Here is a 16,119-nt window from a genome sequence, read left to right on the forward strand (position 1 = left end):
TCGGCGCGGCGCTGGTGGCCGGGTTGGTCGCCGCGCAGTTCCCGCAGTGGGCGGACCGGCCCGTGGTGAGGATCGCGTCGACCGGGACGGACAACGTGATGTTCCGCCTGGGCGGCGACCTGGTGGTCCGCCTGCCGCGCACGGCCGGCATGGCCTGGCAGGTCGACACCGAGCAGCGGTGGCTGCCGCACGTGGCACCGCACCTGCCGCTGCCCGTGCCGGTGCCACTCGGCCGCGGCGTCCCCGACGAGCGGTTCCCGCTGCCGTGGTCGGTGTTCGGCTGGCTCGACGGCGACAACGCCCTCGACGCACCGCTCGCCGGCCGGCGCGACGCCGCACGGGTCCTCGGCGGTTTCGTGACCGCGCTGCGGGGCGTCGAGGCCACCGGCGCGCCGCGGTCGTTCCGCGGCGGTCCGCTGCTGGCCCGCGACACCGACGTCCGCGCCGCGATCCGGGATCTGGCCGCCGACGCGACCGTCGACGGCGACGCGGCGACCGGGGCGTGGGAGGCGGCGCTCGCCGCCGCGCCCTGGGTCGGCGCCCCGACCTGGCTGCACGGCGACCTGATGCCGGGCAACCTGCTGACCCGCGACGGCCGCCTCACCGCCGTCATCGACTTCGGCGGACTCGGCACGGGTGATCCCGCGGGCGACCTGATCCCCGCGTGGTACGTGTTCGACGACGCCGGCCGCGACGTGTTCCGCGCTGCGGCCGACGTCGACGACGCCACGTGGGCGAGGGGGCGGGGCTGGGCGCTCTGCCTCGGGCTCGGTGCGGCCCACCAGTTCCGCGACACGAACCCGGTGCTCGCCGCCGCCGGCCGCCGCGCCGTGTCCCAGGTCCTCGCGCGGGGATCCGACTGTTGACGCGGGTGTTGACGCATGGGCACTCGCCCGGGGCGGATCGGCCGGCCCCGGGCGAGTGTCTGGATCTGTGGCTGTCAGCGCTCGCTGGTGGCGCGGCCGAGGCGCAGGGCCGAGACGAGGAAGAAGATGCCGCCGACGACGGCGTAGCCGCCCAGGTTGGTCAGTGAGGCATCCGACTTGGTGGCCTGCAGGACGAACGACGTACCGGCGAGCACCGAGAGGCCCCCGCTGAGGATCATCGGCCACTGGCCGCCCATCAGGCGCCGGTTGACGCCGACGACGAGCTGGATCAGTCCCGCCACGATGGCCCAGGCGCCCCAGACGCGCAGCACCGCCGGGATGCCGGACGTGCCGGCGACGACCAGGCCGGCGGCGGCGATCAGGCTGATCGCCACGTTCACGTACAGGCCGGCGGCCGACCGGGTGGACCGGGACGACCGGGCGTCGATGACGGCGGCGGCCACGTCGAACAGCGGGTAGAGCACCAGCAGCGTCGCGCTGACCGGTCCGATGTCCGATGCCGTCAGGAAGAGCAGGGCGGCCCAGACGACGGCGAACGCGAAGCGTACGAAGTAGAGCCGTCGCAGTACCGGCGCGATGGTGGCGGTCATGGTGGTCACAAGGGTTCCTTCGGGTCGGGGGAGCGGATTGGGGTCAGCGGGTGCCGCGGGCGGCGTCCTCGATGAAGTGGGCGACGACGCCGGGCCGGCTCACCATCACGGCGTGGGAGCCGTTGACCTCCTCGGTGTGCGAGTTCGCCCGCTGCGCCATGTACCGCTGCAGGTCAGGTGCGATCGCGCGGTCCTGCTTGGCGACCAGGTACCAGGACGGGACGGTCTTCCACGCCGCTGCGGTGCCGGCGTGGCCGAAGCTGCTCTGGCTGGCCGGGCGCTGGGTGACGGCCATGTTCGCGGCGGTGTTCGCGTCGACGTCGGCGGCGAAGGTCTCGCGGAACTTCGCCGGGTCGATGTACAGGTCGACGTCCTGCGTGCCGTCCGCGGCCGTCGTCGGAACCGCCACCAGCGGCAGCGCCGGGGTGGGGTGGGCGACGGGGTGGGCCAGCAGCTCGCCGAGAGGCTCACCGGCCTCCGGCGCGAACGCGGTCACGTAGACCAGGGCCTTGACGTCCGGGTCGCCGGCCGCGGCGCTGGTGATGACCACGCCGCCGTAGGAGTGCCCGACGAGGACGATCGGGCCGTCGACGCTGCGCAGCACGTCCTTGAGCGCGGCCACGTCGGTCGGCAGGCCGCGCAGCGGGTTCGCGGTGGCCCGGACCGGATAGCCGTCCTTGCGCAGCCGCGCGATCACGCCGTTCCAGCTGGACGCGTCGGCGAACGCGCCGTGTACCAGGACCACGGTGGGCCTGGCCGTGCCCGGCGTCTGGGCCGCGGCGGCCGGGAACGCCATCGACACGCCGGCTGCGACAACTGCGGCCGTGCCCGCCGCCAGCAGGGCGGTTCGGGTCCGGATGCGACGTGCCATGACTGCACTCCTACGGGGAGAACGAACGTTCTGTCTTGCGCAACCATGACAGCCGGACCGCCGGTATGTCAAGACCGAACGTTCTACCTACTAAGATGGCGTCATGAGGCGCAGCGACACCGACAGCCGACCGTCCGAAGCGCGATCCCGGCTGCTCAGCACGGCGAGCCGGATCTTCTACGCCGAAGGCATCCACTCCGTCGGCATCGACCGGATCGTCGCGGAAGCACAGGTGACGAGGGCCACGCTGTACCGCCACTTCCCGGGCAAGGAAGACCTCGTCCTCGCTCACCTGGCCGCCGCCGACCAGGCGATCCGCGACCAGGTCGACCAGGTCGTCGCCGCCGACCTGCCGGCGGCCGACGCGCTGCGGGCCATCAGCAGGGGCATCGCCGGCGCGATCCGGTCAGACGGGTTCCGCGGCTGTGCCTTCCTCAACGCCGCGGCGGAATACCCGGACCCCGACCACCCGGTGCACCAGGCCGTCCTCGCCCACCGGCAGTGGTTCCTGGACACCGTCACCCACATCCTGGGGCGCGTCCCGGACGCGCGGCACTACGTCATGCTCCGCGACGGTGCGATGGCGGCCGGCTGCCTGTTCGACCCGGCACTGATCTGCGAGACCTTCCTCGAGGGCGTGGAAGGGCTTCTGCAGGCGCGGGAATGACCGTCTAGGGCTCGAGCGTCACGTCGCGCTGATACCAGGTGCCGGGCCTGCCGCCGAGGTCGGCCGGATCGGCCGGGCCGACCGCGACGAACCCTGCCTTCGTCAGCACCCGCTGGGACGCGACATTCCCGTGGGACGTGGCCGCCCGCAGGGTGCGCAGCCCGTGCCGCGCCGCCGCCAGCCGGCACAGCTCCCGGACGGCGGCGGTCGCCACCCCGCGACCGGCGGCGTGCTGCGCGACCCGGTAGCCGAGGTTCGCCGTGCCGCCATCGAGGTCGTACAGGTTGAACCGCCCCAGGACGTCGCCACCCGCGGTGGCGAGCAGGTAGAAGGCGCAGCCGCCAACGTCCTGCGCGGCCAGCGAGGCGCTGAACCGGTCGGCGAACCGGTCGAAGAACTCGTCACCGCGGTCGGAGATCACGGCCGCGAAGTACGCGCGGTTCGCCAGCTCGAAGGCCAGGACCGCCGGGGCATCACCGGCACACAGCCGCCGCAGCTCAGGCACTCGCCGACCCTACCCAGCCGGCGCGGCGCTCCAGGAACGACTCGACGTCGTGCGGAACCTCCAGCGGCAGCGGGTACACGAGCAACCGGTCGACGCCCAGGTCGGCGTAGCGGCGGGCATCGTCGGCGATCCTCGTCGGTGCGCGAGCCTCGCTCGGACATCGGTACCCCCAGCGCGGCCAGTTCGGGTTCGAGGTAGCCCGCGCCGACGCCGAGCCGCAGCCGCCCGCCGCACAGGACGTCCAGGCTCGCGACCTGCTTGGCCAGGACGAGCGGGTTGCGCTGCGGCAGGATGACGATCCCGGTGCCCAGCTCCAGCTCGGTGGTCACCGAGTCCTCGTTCATCAGAGGGCGGTCGGAGTTGTGCGGTCACAGTCAACCCGGGGCGGTGCCGGTCGTTTCAGAATTGACTCATGCGAATGGTGTACGACACGACGACGGTCCATCCGTTGGACCGGTACGAGCACTACCGGGCGGGTGCCGCGTGTGAGCTGGCTCCGGTGGACGTGCACGGTCCTGCGCCGGGGAACCTGTTCGCAACGATGAACGTCCGCCGGATCGGCGAGTTCGACCTGGAGGAACTGATCTGGGCGGCGGACACCGAGATCGTCACCCGGCGGACCGAGCGGCTGATCCGCATCGGCGACCCGGGGCGGCACCGCCTCCTCCTCACCGTCACCGGTGCGATCCACCTGGAGCAGAACGGCAGCCGGGTGCGGTTCTGCCGCGGCGACATCGGACTGTTCGACCTCTCCCAGCCATGGCACGCGGCCCATCCGCCCGCGGCGGGCCGGATCCGGGTGCTGATGCTGACCTTTCCACGCACCGCGCTGCCGGTCGGCGAACGCGCCCTCCGTCCGTGCTTCGGCACCCTCATGCCGCGGCGCATGCCCGGCCGGCACCTCATGGCGCAGCTGCTCGGCGATCTGCCCGGCGCCGCCCAGCCCGCCGACTACGCCGATGCGCTGGCCGAATGCGTCACGGGGCTGATCCGCCGTCGGCTCGGGCTCCCGAACGGTGTCTCTCCACAGACGCGGCGGCTGGTGTACGTGACGCGAATCCGTGACGTCATCCGATCGCACCTGGACGACCCGGCCCTCGACCCTGACCGGATCGCCAAGGCCGCCGCCGTCTCGCCGCGCTACCTGCACAAGCTCTTCGAGGACACCGACGTGACCCCGATGCAGCTCGTCAAGCAGCTGCGCCTCGACGAGTGCCGCCGGCGCCTGGAAGACCCCGCCCTGCACGCCAAGCCGGTGGGGAAGATCGCCGCGGCCTGCGGATACCGCCGACCCGACCAGTTCGCCCGCGACTTCCGGCAGGCATTCGGTGTCGCGCCGAGCCAGGTACGCCCCGGGCACACCGACCGAAGGAGCCGACCGTGAAACCCGACCCCCGCCCGCCGCACCTGCACGTCAACGTCACGGTGACCCTGCACCGCCGCCGGTTCGGCTGGCTGGTGGCCGGAACCACGATCGGCGCCCTGCAGGCGGCCGACCTGGTGGTCCAGGTGGCAAGCCTCCTCCTGCGCGCCGCGGGCCACCCGTGACGCGGGAGCTGAGCCGCGGCAGCCCGTGTGCTTCGAGGGCGAGAACCGCACGCTCGGTCTCCTCCGGCGGGTCCACCCGGCACCGTCCGGCCTCAGATCGTGCGGCGCAGGGCGGTTTCCACGGCGTCGACCAGTGGGTCGCCTTCGGTCCGTGGGTGGCGGGCGAGGCCGAGTTCGACGTCCGGCAGCGTGGGCAGGGCGGCCGGGTCGTGGCAGGCCATGGCCGGTTCGAGGTTTGCGGGCATGAGCGCCGCGACGCCGAGGCCTGCCCGGACCGCGGCGAGCACGCCGACCAGGCTGTTGCTCTCGAACGCGACCCGCCAGCGCCGGCTGGCGCGCTCCAGCGTCTCCAGCGCCGCCGCGCGGAACGTGCACGGGTCGGAGAACAGCACGACCGGCAGCGGGTCGGCGGTCACGTCGACGCCCTGACCGATCGCCCAGACCAGCGGGCGGCGCACCGTCCAGCGCGGCGGCCCGGGGACGTCCGGCACGTCGTCGAGGACGAGATGGACACGGCCCGCGTCATACGCCTCCCGCATCGCGGCCCTGGAAACGCTGAGCACCTCCAGCGTCGCGCCGGGGTGCAGCCGGGCGAGGTCGGCGAGGGTCTGTGGCAGCTGCGACGCCGCGAGGTCCTCGAGCAGCCCGACGCCGCAGTGGCCGGTGAGCACGCGCCCGGTCTCGGTGAGCGCCTGCGCGGCGAGCGAGAGCATGCGTTCGGCGTACGGCAGCAGCTCCTCGCCCGCACGGGTCGGCAGGACGCCGGACGGTGAGCGGTACAGCAGCGGCCGGCCGACAACACCCTCCAGCTTGCGCAACTGCTGACTGAGCGCCGGCTGGGTGTGCCCGAGCGCGGTCGCGGCGCGGCTGATGCTGCCCACCCGCACGGCGGTGACGAATGACCGCAGCAGCACGATCTCCAGGTCCCGGGCCATAAGAGTTCATTATGCCAGACCAAACGAGATTGCCGGTTCCTATTGCCCGTCGATTGATCTAGCGTCGGGTGGGTGACCACGTACCGGCAGGTGCTCGCCGTGCCAGGGATGGCATCGCTGCTCGGCGTCTCGCTGCTCGCCCGCACCGCGATCACGGCCGACGTGATGGCGGTGACCATGTACGTCGTGCTGGGCCTTGACATGAGCTACGCGGCCGCGGGCGGTGTCGTGGCGGCGCTGACCGCCGGCGTCGCGGCGGGCGGGCCACTGCTCGGCCGCATGATCGACCGGCGCGGCGTGCGTACCGTGCTGCTGGCGACCGTCGCGGCACAGGTCGCGTTCTGGCTGAGCGTGCCGGTCCTGCCGTACGCGGTCCTGCTGGCGGCCGCCGCGGCGGCGGGCCTGCTCATGGTGCCCGCCCAGTCGGTGACCAGGCAGGCGATCGCCGCGACGACGACGCCCGCACAGCGCCGTGCCGCGTTCGCACTGGAGTCGGTACAGGGTGAGCTGTCCTACATCGTCGGCCCGGCGGTGGTCATCGTCTGCGCGGCCAAGACGTCTCCCGGCGCGGTGGCCTGGGCGGTCGGCGCCGCGATCGCCGCCGGCGGCGCCGGGATCGCCTGGCTCAACCCGCCGGTGCGAACCGAGGACGAGCCCGCCGCCGGCACCGCAGCACGCCCCCCACGCCGGCAGTGGCTGGACGCCCGCATGATCGCCGTGCTGACGATGGCGTTCGGCACGACGACACTGCTCAGCGGCATCGACCTCGCCATCGTCGCCACCCTCGAAGCGGCAGACCAGGTCTCCTGGGCCGCCGGCGTCGTCGCCGTGCTCGGGGTGGCATCCGTCGCCGGCGGCCTGATGTACGGCGCGCTGCCCCGGTCGCTGCCCACGTGGCAGCTGCTCGGCCTGCTCGGACTCGTCACGATCCCCGCCGGGCTCGCCCACGACTGGCCCTGGTTGTGCGTGGCCGTCATCGGCGCCGGCCTGCTCACCGCGCCGACCCTGTCCACCGTGGCGGACGCGGTGAGCCGCCTCGCGCCGGCCGGCGTGCGGGGCGAGGCGACGGGCCTGCAGTCCTCGGCGCAGAGCGCGGGGTTCGCCCTCGGCGCCCCGCTCGCCGGGGTGGCGATCGACCTGTCCGTGCCGGCGGGCGGCTTCGCGGCGGCCGGGCTGGCCGGCCTCGCCGCCGCGCTGACCGGCTACCTGCTGTCCCGCTTGCCGCTCACCCGGAAGCCGCCCGCCCGCAGCGATCCCGCCCGCGCCGGGGCGGCGGAGCTGACACCGGCCGGGGCCGACGCCGGGTCAGGCCCGGCGCCGCACTGATCGACCTCGCTTTACAGCGGCGGCTTGGGCCCGAACCTTGGGGCAGTGCTCGGGAAGGCCGGCCGGAACTGTGGCACCGGGTACCGTCCGGACAACGTCAGCACCAGGAAATACAGCAGGCCGGTGGGGACGTCCCAGGGCGCGCAGTCCGGGCCGGTGATCCGCAGACCCTGCCACAGGTCGTCCCAACTCGAGTCCATGAGCAACGACACCGTGGCGCCGTCGGCGGTCGTAGCGACCGGCAGTACCCGGGCCGTGGTGACCCGCAGCGGGCCGGCGAGCGGTCCCGGTGCCGGTTCGGGCAACGCCGCCGGCGCAGTGAGCGTCAGGTAGCCGTCGAACGTGCCGGGACCGTACTGCTCCATGAGCCAGCGGTAGTCCTCCGGCAGTTCGACGCCGATGCGTGCCGACACCGCCTGCCAGTCGACCGGTTCGGCGCGTGGTGGCGGTGCCGCCAGCCGGGCGAGCCGGCCGGGCAGGTCGGCACCGTACGTCAGGTCGACCTCCACCATCAGCGGCAGGTCGGTGTCCTCCTGCACCGCCGCAACGGTCACCGCCCAATGCCCTGCCCGCAGCCGCACCCGGCCTCCGTGGTCGGCCCGCGGGTCCAGTGCGAGCGGGTCCGCCGGGCCGAGACCGAGCCGCTCAACGACGACCCCGACCATCGCCTCGGCGTCCTCGTACAGCCGATCGACGGCGGCACCGTAGGCAGCGTCGTCGGTGAAGTCGTCGGGATCGAGGTCGCGAGGGCAACCGAAGCTGTCCACGGAGACGGACACGGTCGCGGTGGTCCCGTCGGTCCGGACCGCGGCCCTGACACCGCTCATCGAGAGCACGCCGCGCCGGCCGCTTCCCGCTGCCTCCCAGCCGGCACCGCCCAGCACGCCGGCGAGTTGCTCACCTGCCGGCAGATCAACCACGTGGGCCAATCGGCGCGCGAGCACCGCGACAGCGTCCGCCGCCGCACGGCATCGCTCGGCTCGATCCTCGCGCCTGCCATCACCGACCACGCCGAGATGCTACTGCCGCGCGATCGGCGGCGTGCCAGGCAGTGCTGAGGCGCGTGTTAAAGATTCTTGACACTGTGTCGGATTTTCTTTACCTTCGGGTTGTCAAGTTTTCTTTACATGGGGAGCGGGACGTGTCCTCCGAAGAGCAGCGCACGTGGATCTCTGCCGTGGTCGGCCTCGTGGTTGCGGTTGCATACCTGGCGACCGTGCTGTCCAAGGTGCCGGGCACCGACGTGGCGCGGATCGCCTACGTGGGGCCGATGCTCACGGCGATCGGCATCGGGATCGGCGCCGGCATCGTCCTGGCCATCGTGGCCGCCATGGCCTCGCCCAAGGATGCGGGCAGGACCGACGAGCGCGACCGGGAGATCAACCGGCGGGGGGAGTACGCCGGGTTCTACGTCATGAGCATCGCCGCCGTCGTGCCGCTTGTCCTGGCGATGGCGGAGGTCGAGCACTTCTGGATCGCTCATGCGCTGTATCTGGCGTTCGCCCTGGCCGCGCTGGCCTCGGCGGTGGTGAAGATCGTCGCGTACCGGCGGGGCTGGTAGCCGTGGTCAAGCCGACCAGGGTCACCAACTCGATCCGGGCGCTGCGCTTCGCCCATGCAGAGATGACGCAGGCGGAGCTGGCGGATCGCATCGGGGTGACCCGTCAGACCATCATCGCCATCGAGCAGGGCCGGTATTCGCCGTCGCTGGAGGTGGCGTTCCAGATCGCGCGGGTGTTCGGGGTGCCGCTCGACGACGTCTTCGGCTACCCCGACACCGAGCAGTAGTCCCATCGAGAAGGAGCCACGATGCACGCGCTGACCCGCACCGCCCGCATGACCGGGCTGTTCTACCTCGGCATGGCCGTCACCAGCGTCGGTTTCTACTTCATCCTCCTCCCGCGGCTGTTCGCGGCCGGCGACCCGGATGCGACGCTGGCGAACCTGGTCGCGCACGGGTCGCTCGCCCGCGCCATCGTCGCCGTGGAACTGCTCATGGTCGTCGCTCAGGCCCTCACCGCCGTCTGGTTCCACCGGCTGTTCCACACCGCGGAGCCCTTCGCCGCGAGCGGCATCGCCGCCTTCGGCATGGTCAGCGCGGTCGTGGGCCTGGTGAGTGCGGCGCTGCTGGCCACGGCGGTGCGGGTCGCGGCCGACCCGTTCGGCGACCCCGCGGCCACCGTCCAGCTCCTGTACATCCTCAGCGACAACGCGTGGGGCGTGGGAGGACTGTTCTTCGGCCTGTGGCTGATCCCCATGGGCTGGTGCGTGCTGCGCACCGGCTGGATGCCCCGCGTCCTGGGCTGGATCCTCGTCGGCGGCGGCGCCGGGTACGTGCTCAGCGCGCTCATCAGGTACCTCGCCCCCGACGCACCGGCGGTCGCCGAGGCACTCACGTATCCCGCCTCGGTCGGCGAGCTGTGGATGGTCGGCTACCTGCTCATCCTCGGCGTACGCCGGCAGGCACCGCACGAGACGCCGCCGGCCGTCAACACGCCGACGCTGGTGGCGGGCTGAAGCGTCGCGCTGCGGATGCTGAACCTCGCCGGCTACGTCCTGGCCCGCGCCGTCCATCAAGTGCAATCGAGGAGGCGCGTCATTCGTCGGCGAGGGCGGCATGCACGGAGGAGACCGCCCCCGCGCCGTCGCCGACGGCGGTGGCCACCCGCTTCGTTGAGCCGGCGCGGAGGTCGCCGACCGCGAAGACCCGGGTGGCGCTGGTCTGGAACGGCAGGGGTCCAACGGTCGAACCGGCGGGCAGCCGGCCGTCGGTCAGGACGAAGCCGTCGTGGTCCGTGGCCAGCCCCGCGAGCCAGCCCGAGACCGGGTCGGCACCGATGAAACAGAACACGGCGGTGCAGTCCAGCCGGCTGCGGTGGCCGCCGGACCGCTCGGCGACGATCGACGTGAGAGTGTCGGTGCCGGCCAGTTCCCGGATCGTGCTGCCGGCGTGGATCCGGATCCGGGGGTGCGCCCGGATGCGATCCGTCAGGTAGGACGACATGCGGGATTCGAGGTCGGCGCCGCGGATGAGCAGCTCCACCGTCGCGCCGCGGGCGGCAAGGGACAGGGCCGCCTGCCCGGCGGAGTTGGCGCCGCCGAGGACCGCCACCGGCCGGTCGACGTGGTTGCGGACGTCCAGGTCGGTCGCCGCGTAGCGGATGCAGCCGGACCGCTCGAAGACCGCCCATCGGGGGACGTCCGGGCGGCGGTAGTGCGCCCCGGTGGCGGCGATCACCGCGCGGGACCGGATGCGCCGGCCGTCGTCGAGCAGGACGGCGGGCCGTCGGTCGTCGGTGAGGTCGAGGCCTGCCACCGCGCACGGTGCGTGGATGCGCACGCCGAACTTGAGCGCCTGGACCATGGCCAGGCGGGTCAGGTGCTCGCCGCTGATGCCGTGCGGGAAGCCCAGGTAGTTCTCGATGCGGGCGCTCTTGGCGGCCTGCCCGCCGACCCCGCTGCGGTCCAGCAGCACGGTGGCGAGGCCCTCGGACGCTCCGTAGACGGCGGCGGCCAGCCCGGCCGGGCCGGCGCCCACGACGACGAGGTCGACCGGGTGCCGGTCGGGCCGGTAGGTGAGGCCGAGCGCCTGCGCGACGGTGCCGGGCGTCGCGTTGCGCAGCGCCGAGCCGTGCACCACCGCGGCCGGCAGGTCGTCGGGTGTCAGCCCGGCCGAGGCCATCGTCGCGCGCCCGGCGGGGGAGTCCGGGTCGTGCCAGGAGTGCGGCAGGAGCATCTGGGCCGCGTATGTGCGCAGGTGCAGCGCCGCCGCGCCGTCCTGCCGCCCGACGACGACCAGGGCGTTGCCGGCCGTCGTGCGGAACACGTCACGCCGTTGCCGGAACGCGGCGAGGAGCAGGTCGGCGATGTCGTCCTGCTCGGCGAGGACCCGGCGCAGCGTCGTGGGCCCGACGCGCACGACGGTGCCGGCGGTGACCACCCGGGCCGTCAGGTAGACGTGCTGGCCGGTCAGCAGGTTGAGTTCGCCGAGGAAGTCGCCGGGACCGGCCCGGTAGATCAGCCGCGACGGCTCGGCGGCCGTGGCGTCGCGGACGATGTCGACGGCCGCGGTCAGCAGCAGGAAGAAGTCGTAGGTCTCGTCGCCGGGGACGTACAGGTCCTGGCCGGCCTCGACGTGTTCCGCGGCTCCGTACGTGGCGAGGCGGCGCAGCTGCTCGTCGTCGAGCACCGGTCCGCGCGGTGCCGGCCCGCCGGTCACGTGGTCAGGCTCGCGACGGGCACCGGCTGCATCCGGGCGACGGTCGTGACGTAGAGGAGCAGGCCCGCGGCGGTCATGACGAAGCCGGCCCAGACGGTGGACAGCGTTCCCCATCCGGCGTCGAGCGTGACGGCGCCGCCGATCGCGCCGAGCGCGTTGGCCAGGTTGAGCGCGGCCAGGTTCAGGGCGCCCTTCAGGGTCGGCGCGCCGGGTGCGAGCCGGGTCAGCCGGACCTGGATGGTGGGGATCGCGGCCATCATGGTGGCGCCGACGCCGAACAGGCAGGGCAGCAGGACCGCCAGGCCGGCGCCGGCGACGCCGATCAGTGTGAGGAGCACCAGGGCGCCGCCGTACCCCCAGAGCAGCCCGCCGTGCTCGTGCCGGTCGGCGATGCGCCCGCCGACATGGTTGCCGAAGGCCATGCCGACGCCGAAGACCGCGAGGGCGACCGGGATGAACGAGGCGTCCCGCCCCGCCGCGTCGGTGACGAACGGGCCGATGAAGGTGTAGACGGCGAAGATGCTGGAGATGCCGAGCGCCGCGACGGCGACCATCAGCCAGACGCCCCGGTGGCGCAGGGCGTCCAGCTCGTTCGCGACGGACCGGCCGCGCAGGTCCTCGGTGCGGGGCAGCCATGCCACCAGGGAGGCGGCGGCGAGCAGGCCGATGACGACGACCGTCCAGTACAGGGTGCGCCAGCCGGCGTGCTGGCCGATGAACGTGCTCAGCGGCGAGCCGACGACGGCGGCGACCGTGAGCCCGCTCATCACCGTCGCGAACGCCCGGCCGCCCTTGCCCGGGCCGTACACGTACGCGGCCACGACGGCACCGGCGCCGAAGAACGCGCCCTGGACGCTGCCGGCGACGAACCGGAACACGGCGAGCAGCGCGATGTCCGGCGCCAGCGCGGACAGCATGTTGCCGAGCAGGAACAGCACGATCAGGCCGAGCAGCAGCGTGCGCCGGTTGACCCGGGCGGCGAGCAGGACGATCGCGGGGGAGCCGAGCATCACCCCGACGGCGTATGCCGTGATCGCGTGGGTCGCGACCGGGATCGACACGGACAGGTCGGCGGCGAAGAGCTGGATGATGCCGTTGCTGCCGAACTCGCCCGTGCCGATCGCGAAGGTGCCCAGCGCCAGCGCGAACAGCGCAAGCCGCGGATGACGGATCGCTGTGGTGGCGGCGGTGTGCCGCCGCTCCTCGGTGGTGCACTGCTCCGCATACGCGCGGTGATGCATGGGGATCATGGCGTCCTCGCCGGTTCGGGCACGGCGGGCGGGTCCTCGGCCTCGCGGAAGCCGTGGCGGTCGGAGAAGCGCTGCAGCGGTGCCGGCGCCCACCAGTTCACGGTCCCGAGCAGCCGCATCGTCGCCGGCACCAGCAGCGCCCGCACGATGGTGGCGTCGACCAGGACCGCGATGAGCAGGGCCACCCCGATCAGCTTGATGAACGTGATCCCGGAGACGGAGAACAGGCCGATGACGACGAGGATGAGCAGGGCGGCGCTGGTGATGATCCGGCCGCTGCGTTGCAGCCCGACCGCGACCGCGTGGGTGTTGTCGCCGGTGCGGTCGTACTCCTCACGGATCCGCGACATGAGGAAGACCTCGTAGTCCATCGACAGCCCGAACACGACCGCGAGCACGAGGATCGGCTGGGTGGCCTCCAGCGTGCCGGTGGAGGTGAAGCGCAACAGGCCCGACAGGTGGCCGTCCTGGAAGATCAGCACCAGCGCGCCGAAGGACGCGCCGAGTGACAGGACGTTCATCAGGATCGCCTTGACCGGCAGGACGAGCGAGCCGAAGGCCAGGAACAGCAGGACGAACGTCGTACCGACGATGATCAGCGCCATCCACGGCAGCCGGTCGGCGACGGCGTCGAGCTGGTCGGCGAGCCGCGCGGTGAGGCCGCCGACGAGCACCTCGCCGCCGGGCGGGGCCGGGACGTCGCGGACGTGGCCGACCAGGTCGCGGGTCTCCGCGGAGATCGGGTCGCTGCCGTACGTGACGGTCACCCGGAAGACGTCACCGGACCGGCCGGTGATGTCGGCTCCGGTCACCCCGCGGAGCGCGCGGAGCGCCCCGGCGTATGCCTCGACGGTGGCCGGGTCCGGCGCGGTGACGATCGCCTCGATCGGCAGCTGGCTGTTCTGGACGAAGTCCCGGTCGACGGTCTCGGTGACCACGCGGCTCTCGGTGCCGGCCGGCAGCACCCGCGGGTCGATGCCGCCGAACTCGACGCGCAGGAACGGCGCACCGGCCAGCAGCAGCACCGCCAGCACCCCGACCGCGTAGAGCACCGGGCGACGCATGATGCTGTGCGCGAGGCGGTACCAGAAACCTGCCGCCGGGTCGCGTCGCGTCGACGGCCGGCGCCGGCGCACGGACAGCGCGTCGATGTTGCGGCCGAGGACGCCGAGCAGCGCGGGCAGCACGGTCAGCGCCGCGATCATCGCCACCAGCACCGCGGACAGCCCGCCGAGCCCCATCGAGCGCAGGAACGGCATCGGGAAGATCAGCAGCCCAGCGAGGGACACCGCGACCGTGACGCCGGAGATCGCCACGGTACGCCCGGCGGTGGCCATCGTGCGGGCCACCGCGTCCTCCACGCCGGCACCACGGGCGAGTTCCTCGCGGAACCGGCCGACCATGAACAGTCCGTAGTCGATCGCCAGGCCCAGCCCGAGAATCGTCACCACGTTGACGGAGAACACCGACACGTCGGTCAGGTAGCTCATGGCACGCAGCGCGGTGAACGCGCCGATGATGGCCAGACCGCCGATGGCCAGCGGCAGGCTCGCCGCGGCCACGCTGCCGAAGACGACCACCAGCAGCGCCAGCAGCACCGGGATGGAGATCGTCTCAGCGAGGGCGATGTCGGCCGCCACCCGCTCGCGGATGTCGCGGCTGACCGCGGTGATGCCGCCGACCTGGGTCTGCAGGCCGGGAGCGGCGAGGTCGTCCTCGATCCTCGCCAGTGCCTGCCCGCGCTCGGTCTCGTCGTCGCCGGCGAGCGTCAGCACCGCGTAGGTCGCGCGCCGGTCGTGGCTGACCAGTCCTGGGCTGTGGTTCGTGCTCCAGTAGGTGACCGTCGCGGTCACCGTCCCGCCGGGCAGCGCCGCGAGCGTGCCGGTCACGGCCCGCTCGAACACGGGGTCGTCGACCGTCGTGGTCGGGCTCCGGTAGAGGACCACGACGTCGTTGCCGGTGCGTCCCAACGTCTCCTCGGCGCGCACGACGGCACGGGAGCTCTCGCCGCCCGGGTCCTCGAACCCCTCGGTGATCAGGGCGCCGAAGACCTGGGTACCCCAGACGCCGCCGAACGCCATGAACGCCAGTGCCGCGCCGATGAGCCACCACCTGCGGCGGACCATCGTCCGCCCCCACCGCTCGAACATCGCAGTCCCCTGCCGTCGTCAGCGCGCGGCGCGCGTGATGAGCTCGGCCGTCGCGGCCGGCTGCGAGATCATCGCGACGTGCGAGGCGTTCACCTCGACGGTGCGGGCCTGGGCCCGCTGCGCCATGAGCCGTTGTGCCGCAACGGGAATGACCTGATCGTTGCGGGCGGCGAGGTACCAGGAGGGCACCGTGTCCCAGGCCGGCGCGCCGGACGGCTCCTCGAACGCGCCCACGTGCAGCGGCCGCTGACCCGCCCACATCAGGGCGGCAGCCGTCTTCGGCAGGTCGGCGGCGAACGCCTCCCGGAAGAGCTCCTTCTTGATGTAGGCGTCGGCGCCCGTGCCGTGGGGACGGTAGTCCAGGGCGTCCGGGGTCAGCTTGCTGCCGGGGTACCGGTACTGCAGGTCGGGAAGCGTGTCGCCTTCGGCGGGGGCGAACGCCGCCACGTACACCAGGGCGGTGACGTTCGCGTTGCCGGTCGCGGCGTTCGTGATGACCATGCCGCCGTAGGAGTGTGCGGCGAGCACCAGCGGGCCGCTGAGGGTGGCGAGGATGCTGGCCAGGTAGGCGGAGTCGGCGGCGACGCCGCGCAGCGGGTTCGCCGGGGCGATGACCGGGTAGCCGTCACCGAGGAGCCGGGCGGCCACGTCGTTCCAGCCGGACGCGTCGGCGAAGGCGCCGTGCACGAGCACGACGGTGGGTTTCGGCCTGCCGCCGGGCCGGGTGTGGGCCTGTGCGGCTGAGGCGCCGGTCAGGGCGCCGGTGGCCGCGGCGGCGGAGCCTGCCAGCAGGGTTCTGCGGGTCGTCGTCATCGAGGTATCCCTTTCCACAGTTGGTTGCAGCGGTGAATCGGGGGTCAGCGTAGGAATGCGTACTTGACGTGCGCTGAATGACGGTGGACGCCCGCTCCACAAACCGTTCCGTCGTTGTCAAGTGCGGCGATCTAGCGTGCCGGCATGACATCGATGAAGAGCGAAGCCGCCAGGAAGTGGGGCCTGCGGGTCCATGTGCTGTGTTACGTGGTGGCCAACGTGGTGCAGGTGATGGTGTGGTGGTTGTTCGATGCGGACCACCATTTCTGGCCGGTGTGGTCGATCGTGGCCTGGGGCATCGGGCTGGCGTTCCACGTGTGGGGCGTCTCGCCGTCCAGGGCGAGCCACCGGTACTGAC

The 16,119-nt window shown here is 72.7% G+C and carries 19 protein-coding genes; 9 read left to right on the plus strand and 10 right to left on the minus strand.

All coding sequences use genetic code 11. The features are described from left to right. Nucleotides 1-14 precede the first annotated feature (14 nt). Entirely contained in the window at nucleotides 15-866 is an 852-nt protein-coding gene (locus OHA72_RS38310; RefSeq protein ID WP_327000959.1) for an aminoglycoside phosphotransferase family protein, read from the plus strand. 74 nt (nucleotides 867-940) lie between these two features. Here OHA72_RS38310 and OHA72_RS38315 read toward each other — a convergent pair whose 3' ends face one another. Continuing rightward, nucleotides 941-1,477, minus strand: a complete 537-nt coding sequence (locus OHA72_RS38315; protein WP_327011746.1) for a hypothetical protein — start codon at nucleotides 1,475-1,477, stop codon at nucleotides 941-943. A 43-nt stretch (nucleotides 1,478-1,520) separates the two neighbouring features. Next, entirely contained in the window at nucleotides 1,521-2,348 is an 828-nt protein-coding gene (locus OHA72_RS38320) for an alpha/beta fold hydrolase (protein ID WP_327000960.1), read from the minus strand. Nucleotides 2,349-2,451: 103 nt separating this feature from the next. Here OHA72_RS38320 and OHA72_RS38325 point away from each other — a divergent pair, with 103 nt between their 5' ends. After that, nucleotides 2,452-3,015, plus strand: coding sequence for a TetR/AcrR family transcriptional regulator (locus OHA72_RS38325; RefSeq protein ID WP_327000961.1), 564 nt, complete (start codon nucleotides 2,452-2,454; stop codon nucleotides 3,013-3,015). Nucleotides 3,016-3,019: 4 nt separating this feature from the next. Here the strand turns inward: OHA72_RS38325 and OHA72_RS38330 are convergent, their stop codons facing one another. Together OHA72_RS38330 and OHA72_RS65075 are read right to left on the minus strand one after the other, a co-directional pair. Further along, entirely contained in the window at nucleotides 3,020-3,520 is a 501-nt protein-coding gene (locus OHA72_RS38330) for a GNAT family N-acetyltransferase (protein WP_327000962.1), read from the minus strand. Beyond that, nucleotides 3,433-3,864 (minus strand): LLM class flavin-dependent oxidoreductase, encoded by a 432-nt coding sequence (locus OHA72_RS65075; protein WP_442788376.1) that lies wholly within the window; start codon nucleotides 3,862-3,864, stop codon nucleotides 3,433-3,435. The genes OHA72_RS38330 and OHA72_RS65075 overlap by 88 nt, the downstream gene beginning before the upstream one ends. Before the next feature lie 68 nt (nucleotides 3,865-3,932). Between OHA72_RS65075 and OHA72_RS38335 the strand changes: the two genes are divergently transcribed. Together OHA72_RS38335 and OHA72_RS38340 are read left to right on the plus strand one after the other, a co-directional pair. Next, entirely contained in the window at nucleotides 3,933-4,904 is a 972-nt protein-coding gene (locus tag OHA72_RS38335) for an AraC family transcriptional regulator (protein ID WP_327000963.1), read from the plus strand. Beyond that, entirely contained in the window at nucleotides 4,901-5,068 is a 168-nt protein-coding gene (locus OHA72_RS38340; RefSeq protein WP_327000964.1) for a hypothetical protein, read from the plus strand. The genes OHA72_RS38335 and OHA72_RS38340 overlap by 4 nt, the downstream gene beginning before the upstream one ends. Nucleotides 5,069-5,160: 92 nt before the next feature. Here the strand turns inward: OHA72_RS38340 and OHA72_RS38345 are convergent, their stop codons facing one another. Beyond that, nucleotides 5,161-6,003 (minus strand): LysR family transcriptional regulator, encoded by an 843-nt coding sequence (locus OHA72_RS38345; RefSeq protein ID WP_327000965.1) that lies wholly within the window; start codon nucleotides 6,001-6,003, stop codon nucleotides 5,161-5,163. Nucleotides 6,004-6,075: 72 nt separating this feature from the next. On the opposite strand from OHA72_RS38345, the gene OHA72_RS38350 reads away from it, so the two are divergent. Beyond that, the gene (locus tag OHA72_RS38350; protein WP_327000966.1) at nucleotides 6,076-7,329 is read left to right on the plus strand and encodes an MFS transporter; all 1,254 of its coding nucleotides are present in this window, start codon (nucleotides 6,076-6,078) and stop codon (nucleotides 7,327-7,329) included. 11 nt (nucleotides 7,330-7,340) lie between these two features. Here the strand turns inward: OHA72_RS38350 and OHA72_RS38355 are convergent, their stop codons facing one another. Further along, the gene (locus tag OHA72_RS38355) at nucleotides 7,341-8,156 is read right to left on the minus strand and encodes an SMI1/KNR4 family protein (RefSeq protein ID WP_327000967.1); all 816 of its coding nucleotides are present in this window, start codon (nucleotides 8,154-8,156) and stop codon (nucleotides 7,341-7,343) included. Between the two features lie 314 nt (nucleotides 8,157-8,470). Between OHA72_RS38355 and OHA72_RS38360 the strand changes: the two genes are divergently transcribed. The 3 genes from OHA72_RS38360 to OHA72_RS38370 are packed head-to-tail and all read left to right on the plus strand — an operon-like array spanning nucleotide 8,471 to nucleotide 9,846. Continuing rightward, nucleotides 8,471-8,890, plus strand: coding sequence for a hypothetical protein (locus tag OHA72_RS38360; RefSeq protein WP_327000968.1), 420 nt, complete (start codon nucleotides 8,471-8,473; stop codon nucleotides 8,888-8,890). A gap of 2 nt (nucleotides 8,891-8,892) precedes the next feature. Next, a complete protein-coding gene (locus tag OHA72_RS38365; protein ID WP_327000969.1) occupies nucleotides 8,893-9,117 on the plus strand; it encodes a helix-turn-helix transcriptional regulator in 225 nt (74 codons plus the stop codon). A gap of 21 nt (nucleotides 9,118-9,138) precedes the next feature. Then, entirely contained in the window at nucleotides 9,139-9,846 is a 708-nt protein-coding gene (locus OHA72_RS38370) for a DUF4386 domain-containing protein (RefSeq protein WP_327000970.1), read from the plus strand. A 79-nt stretch (nucleotides 9,847-9,925) separates the two neighbouring features. On the opposite strand, the gene OHA72_RS38375 is transcribed toward OHA72_RS38370, so the two are convergent. Genes OHA72_RS38375 through OHA72_RS38390 form a run of 4 tightly spaced genes read right to left on the minus strand, consistent with a single transcriptional unit; the run spans nucleotide 9,926 to nucleotide 15,761 of the window. After that, the gene (locus tag OHA72_RS38375; protein ID WP_327000971.1) at nucleotides 9,926-11,548 is read right to left on the minus strand and encodes an FAD-dependent oxidoreductase; all 1,623 of its coding nucleotides are present in this window, start codon (nucleotides 11,546-11,548) and stop codon (nucleotides 9,926-9,928) included. Beyond that, the gene (locus tag OHA72_RS38380; protein WP_327000972.1) at nucleotides 11,545-12,798 is read right to left on the minus strand and encodes an MFS transporter; all 1,254 of its coding nucleotides are present in this window, start codon (nucleotides 12,796-12,798) and stop codon (nucleotides 11,545-11,547) included. The genes OHA72_RS38375 and OHA72_RS38380 overlap by 4 nt, the downstream gene beginning before the upstream one ends. After that, on the minus strand, nucleotides 12,795-14,948 hold the full coding sequence (locus tag OHA72_RS38385) for an MMPL family transporter (protein ID WP_327000973.1): 2,154 nt from the start codon (nucleotides 14,946-14,948) through the stop codon (nucleotides 12,795-12,797). The genes OHA72_RS38380 and OHA72_RS38385 overlap by 4 nt, the downstream gene beginning before the upstream one ends. An 18-nt stretch (nucleotides 14,949-14,966) precedes the next feature. Then, the gene (locus OHA72_RS38390) at nucleotides 14,967-15,761 is read right to left on the minus strand and encodes an alpha/beta fold hydrolase (RefSeq protein WP_327000974.1); all 795 of its coding nucleotides are present in this window, start codon (nucleotides 15,759-15,761) and stop codon (nucleotides 14,967-14,969) included. Between the two features lie 144 nt (nucleotides 15,762-15,905). Between OHA72_RS38390 and OHA72_RS38395 the strand changes: the two genes are divergently transcribed. Further along, nucleotides 15,906-16,118, plus strand: coding sequence for a 2TM domain-containing protein (locus OHA72_RS38395; protein WP_327000975.1), 213 nt, complete (start codon nucleotides 15,906-15,908; stop codon nucleotides 16,116-16,118). Nucleotide 16,119 lies beyond the last annotated feature (1 nt).

Source organism: Dactylosporangium sp. NBC_01737, from assembly GCF_035963215.1.
GTDB lineage: Bacteria > Actinomycetota > Actinomycetes > Mycobacteriales > Micromonosporaceae > Dactylosporangium.

Excerpts from the sequence above, each read along its gene's own strand:
- OHA72_RS38355 (WP_327000967.1), bottom strand. The coding sequence starts at position 8,156 with ATGAGCGGTGTCAGGGCCGCGGTCCGGACCGACGGGACCACCGCGACC.
- OHA72_RS65075 (WP_442788376.1), bottom strand. The coding sequence starts at position 3,864 with ATGAACGAGGACTCGGTGACCACCGAGCTGGAGCTGGGCACCGGGATC.
- OHA72_RS38320 (WP_327000960.1), bottom strand. The coding sequence starts at position 2,348 with ATGGCACGTCGCATCCGGACCCGAACCGCCCTGCTGGCGGCGGGCACG.
- OHA72_RS38385 (WP_327000973.1), bottom strand. The coding sequence starts at position 14,948 with ATGTTCGAGCGGTGGGGGCGGACGATGGTCCGCCGCAGGTGGTGGCTC.
- OHA72_RS38395 (WP_327000975.1), top strand. The coding sequence starts at position 15,906 with ATGACATCGATGAAGAGCGAAGCCGCCAGGAAGTGGGGCCTGCGGGTC.
- OHA72_RS38345 (WP_327000965.1), bottom strand. The coding sequence starts at position 6,003 with ATGGCCCGGGACCTGGAGATCGTGCTGCTGCGGTCATTCGTCACCGCC.
- OHA72_RS38390 (WP_327000974.1), bottom strand. The coding sequence starts at position 15,761 with ATGACGACGACCCGCAGAACCCTGCTGGCAGGCTCCGCCGCCGCGGCC.
- OHA72_RS38325 (WP_327000961.1), top strand. The coding sequence starts at position 2,452 with ATGAGGCGCAGCGACACCGACAGCCGACCGTCCGAAGCGCGATCCCGG.
- OHA72_RS38335 (WP_327000963.1), top strand. The coding sequence starts at position 3,933 with ATGCGAATGGTGTACGACACGACGACGGTCCATCCGTTGGACCGGTAC.
- OHA72_RS38380 (WP_327000972.1), bottom strand. The coding sequence starts at position 12,798 with ATGATCCCCATGCATCACCGCGCGTATGCGGAGCAGTGCACCACCGAG.
- OHA72_RS38315 (WP_327011746.1), bottom strand. The coding sequence starts at position 1,477 with ATGACCGCCACCATCGCGCCGGTACTGCGACGGCTCTACTTCGTACGC.
- OHA72_RS38370 (WP_327000970.1), top strand. The coding sequence starts at position 9,139 with ATGCACGCGCTGACCCGCACCGCCCGCATGACCGGGCTGTTCTACCTC.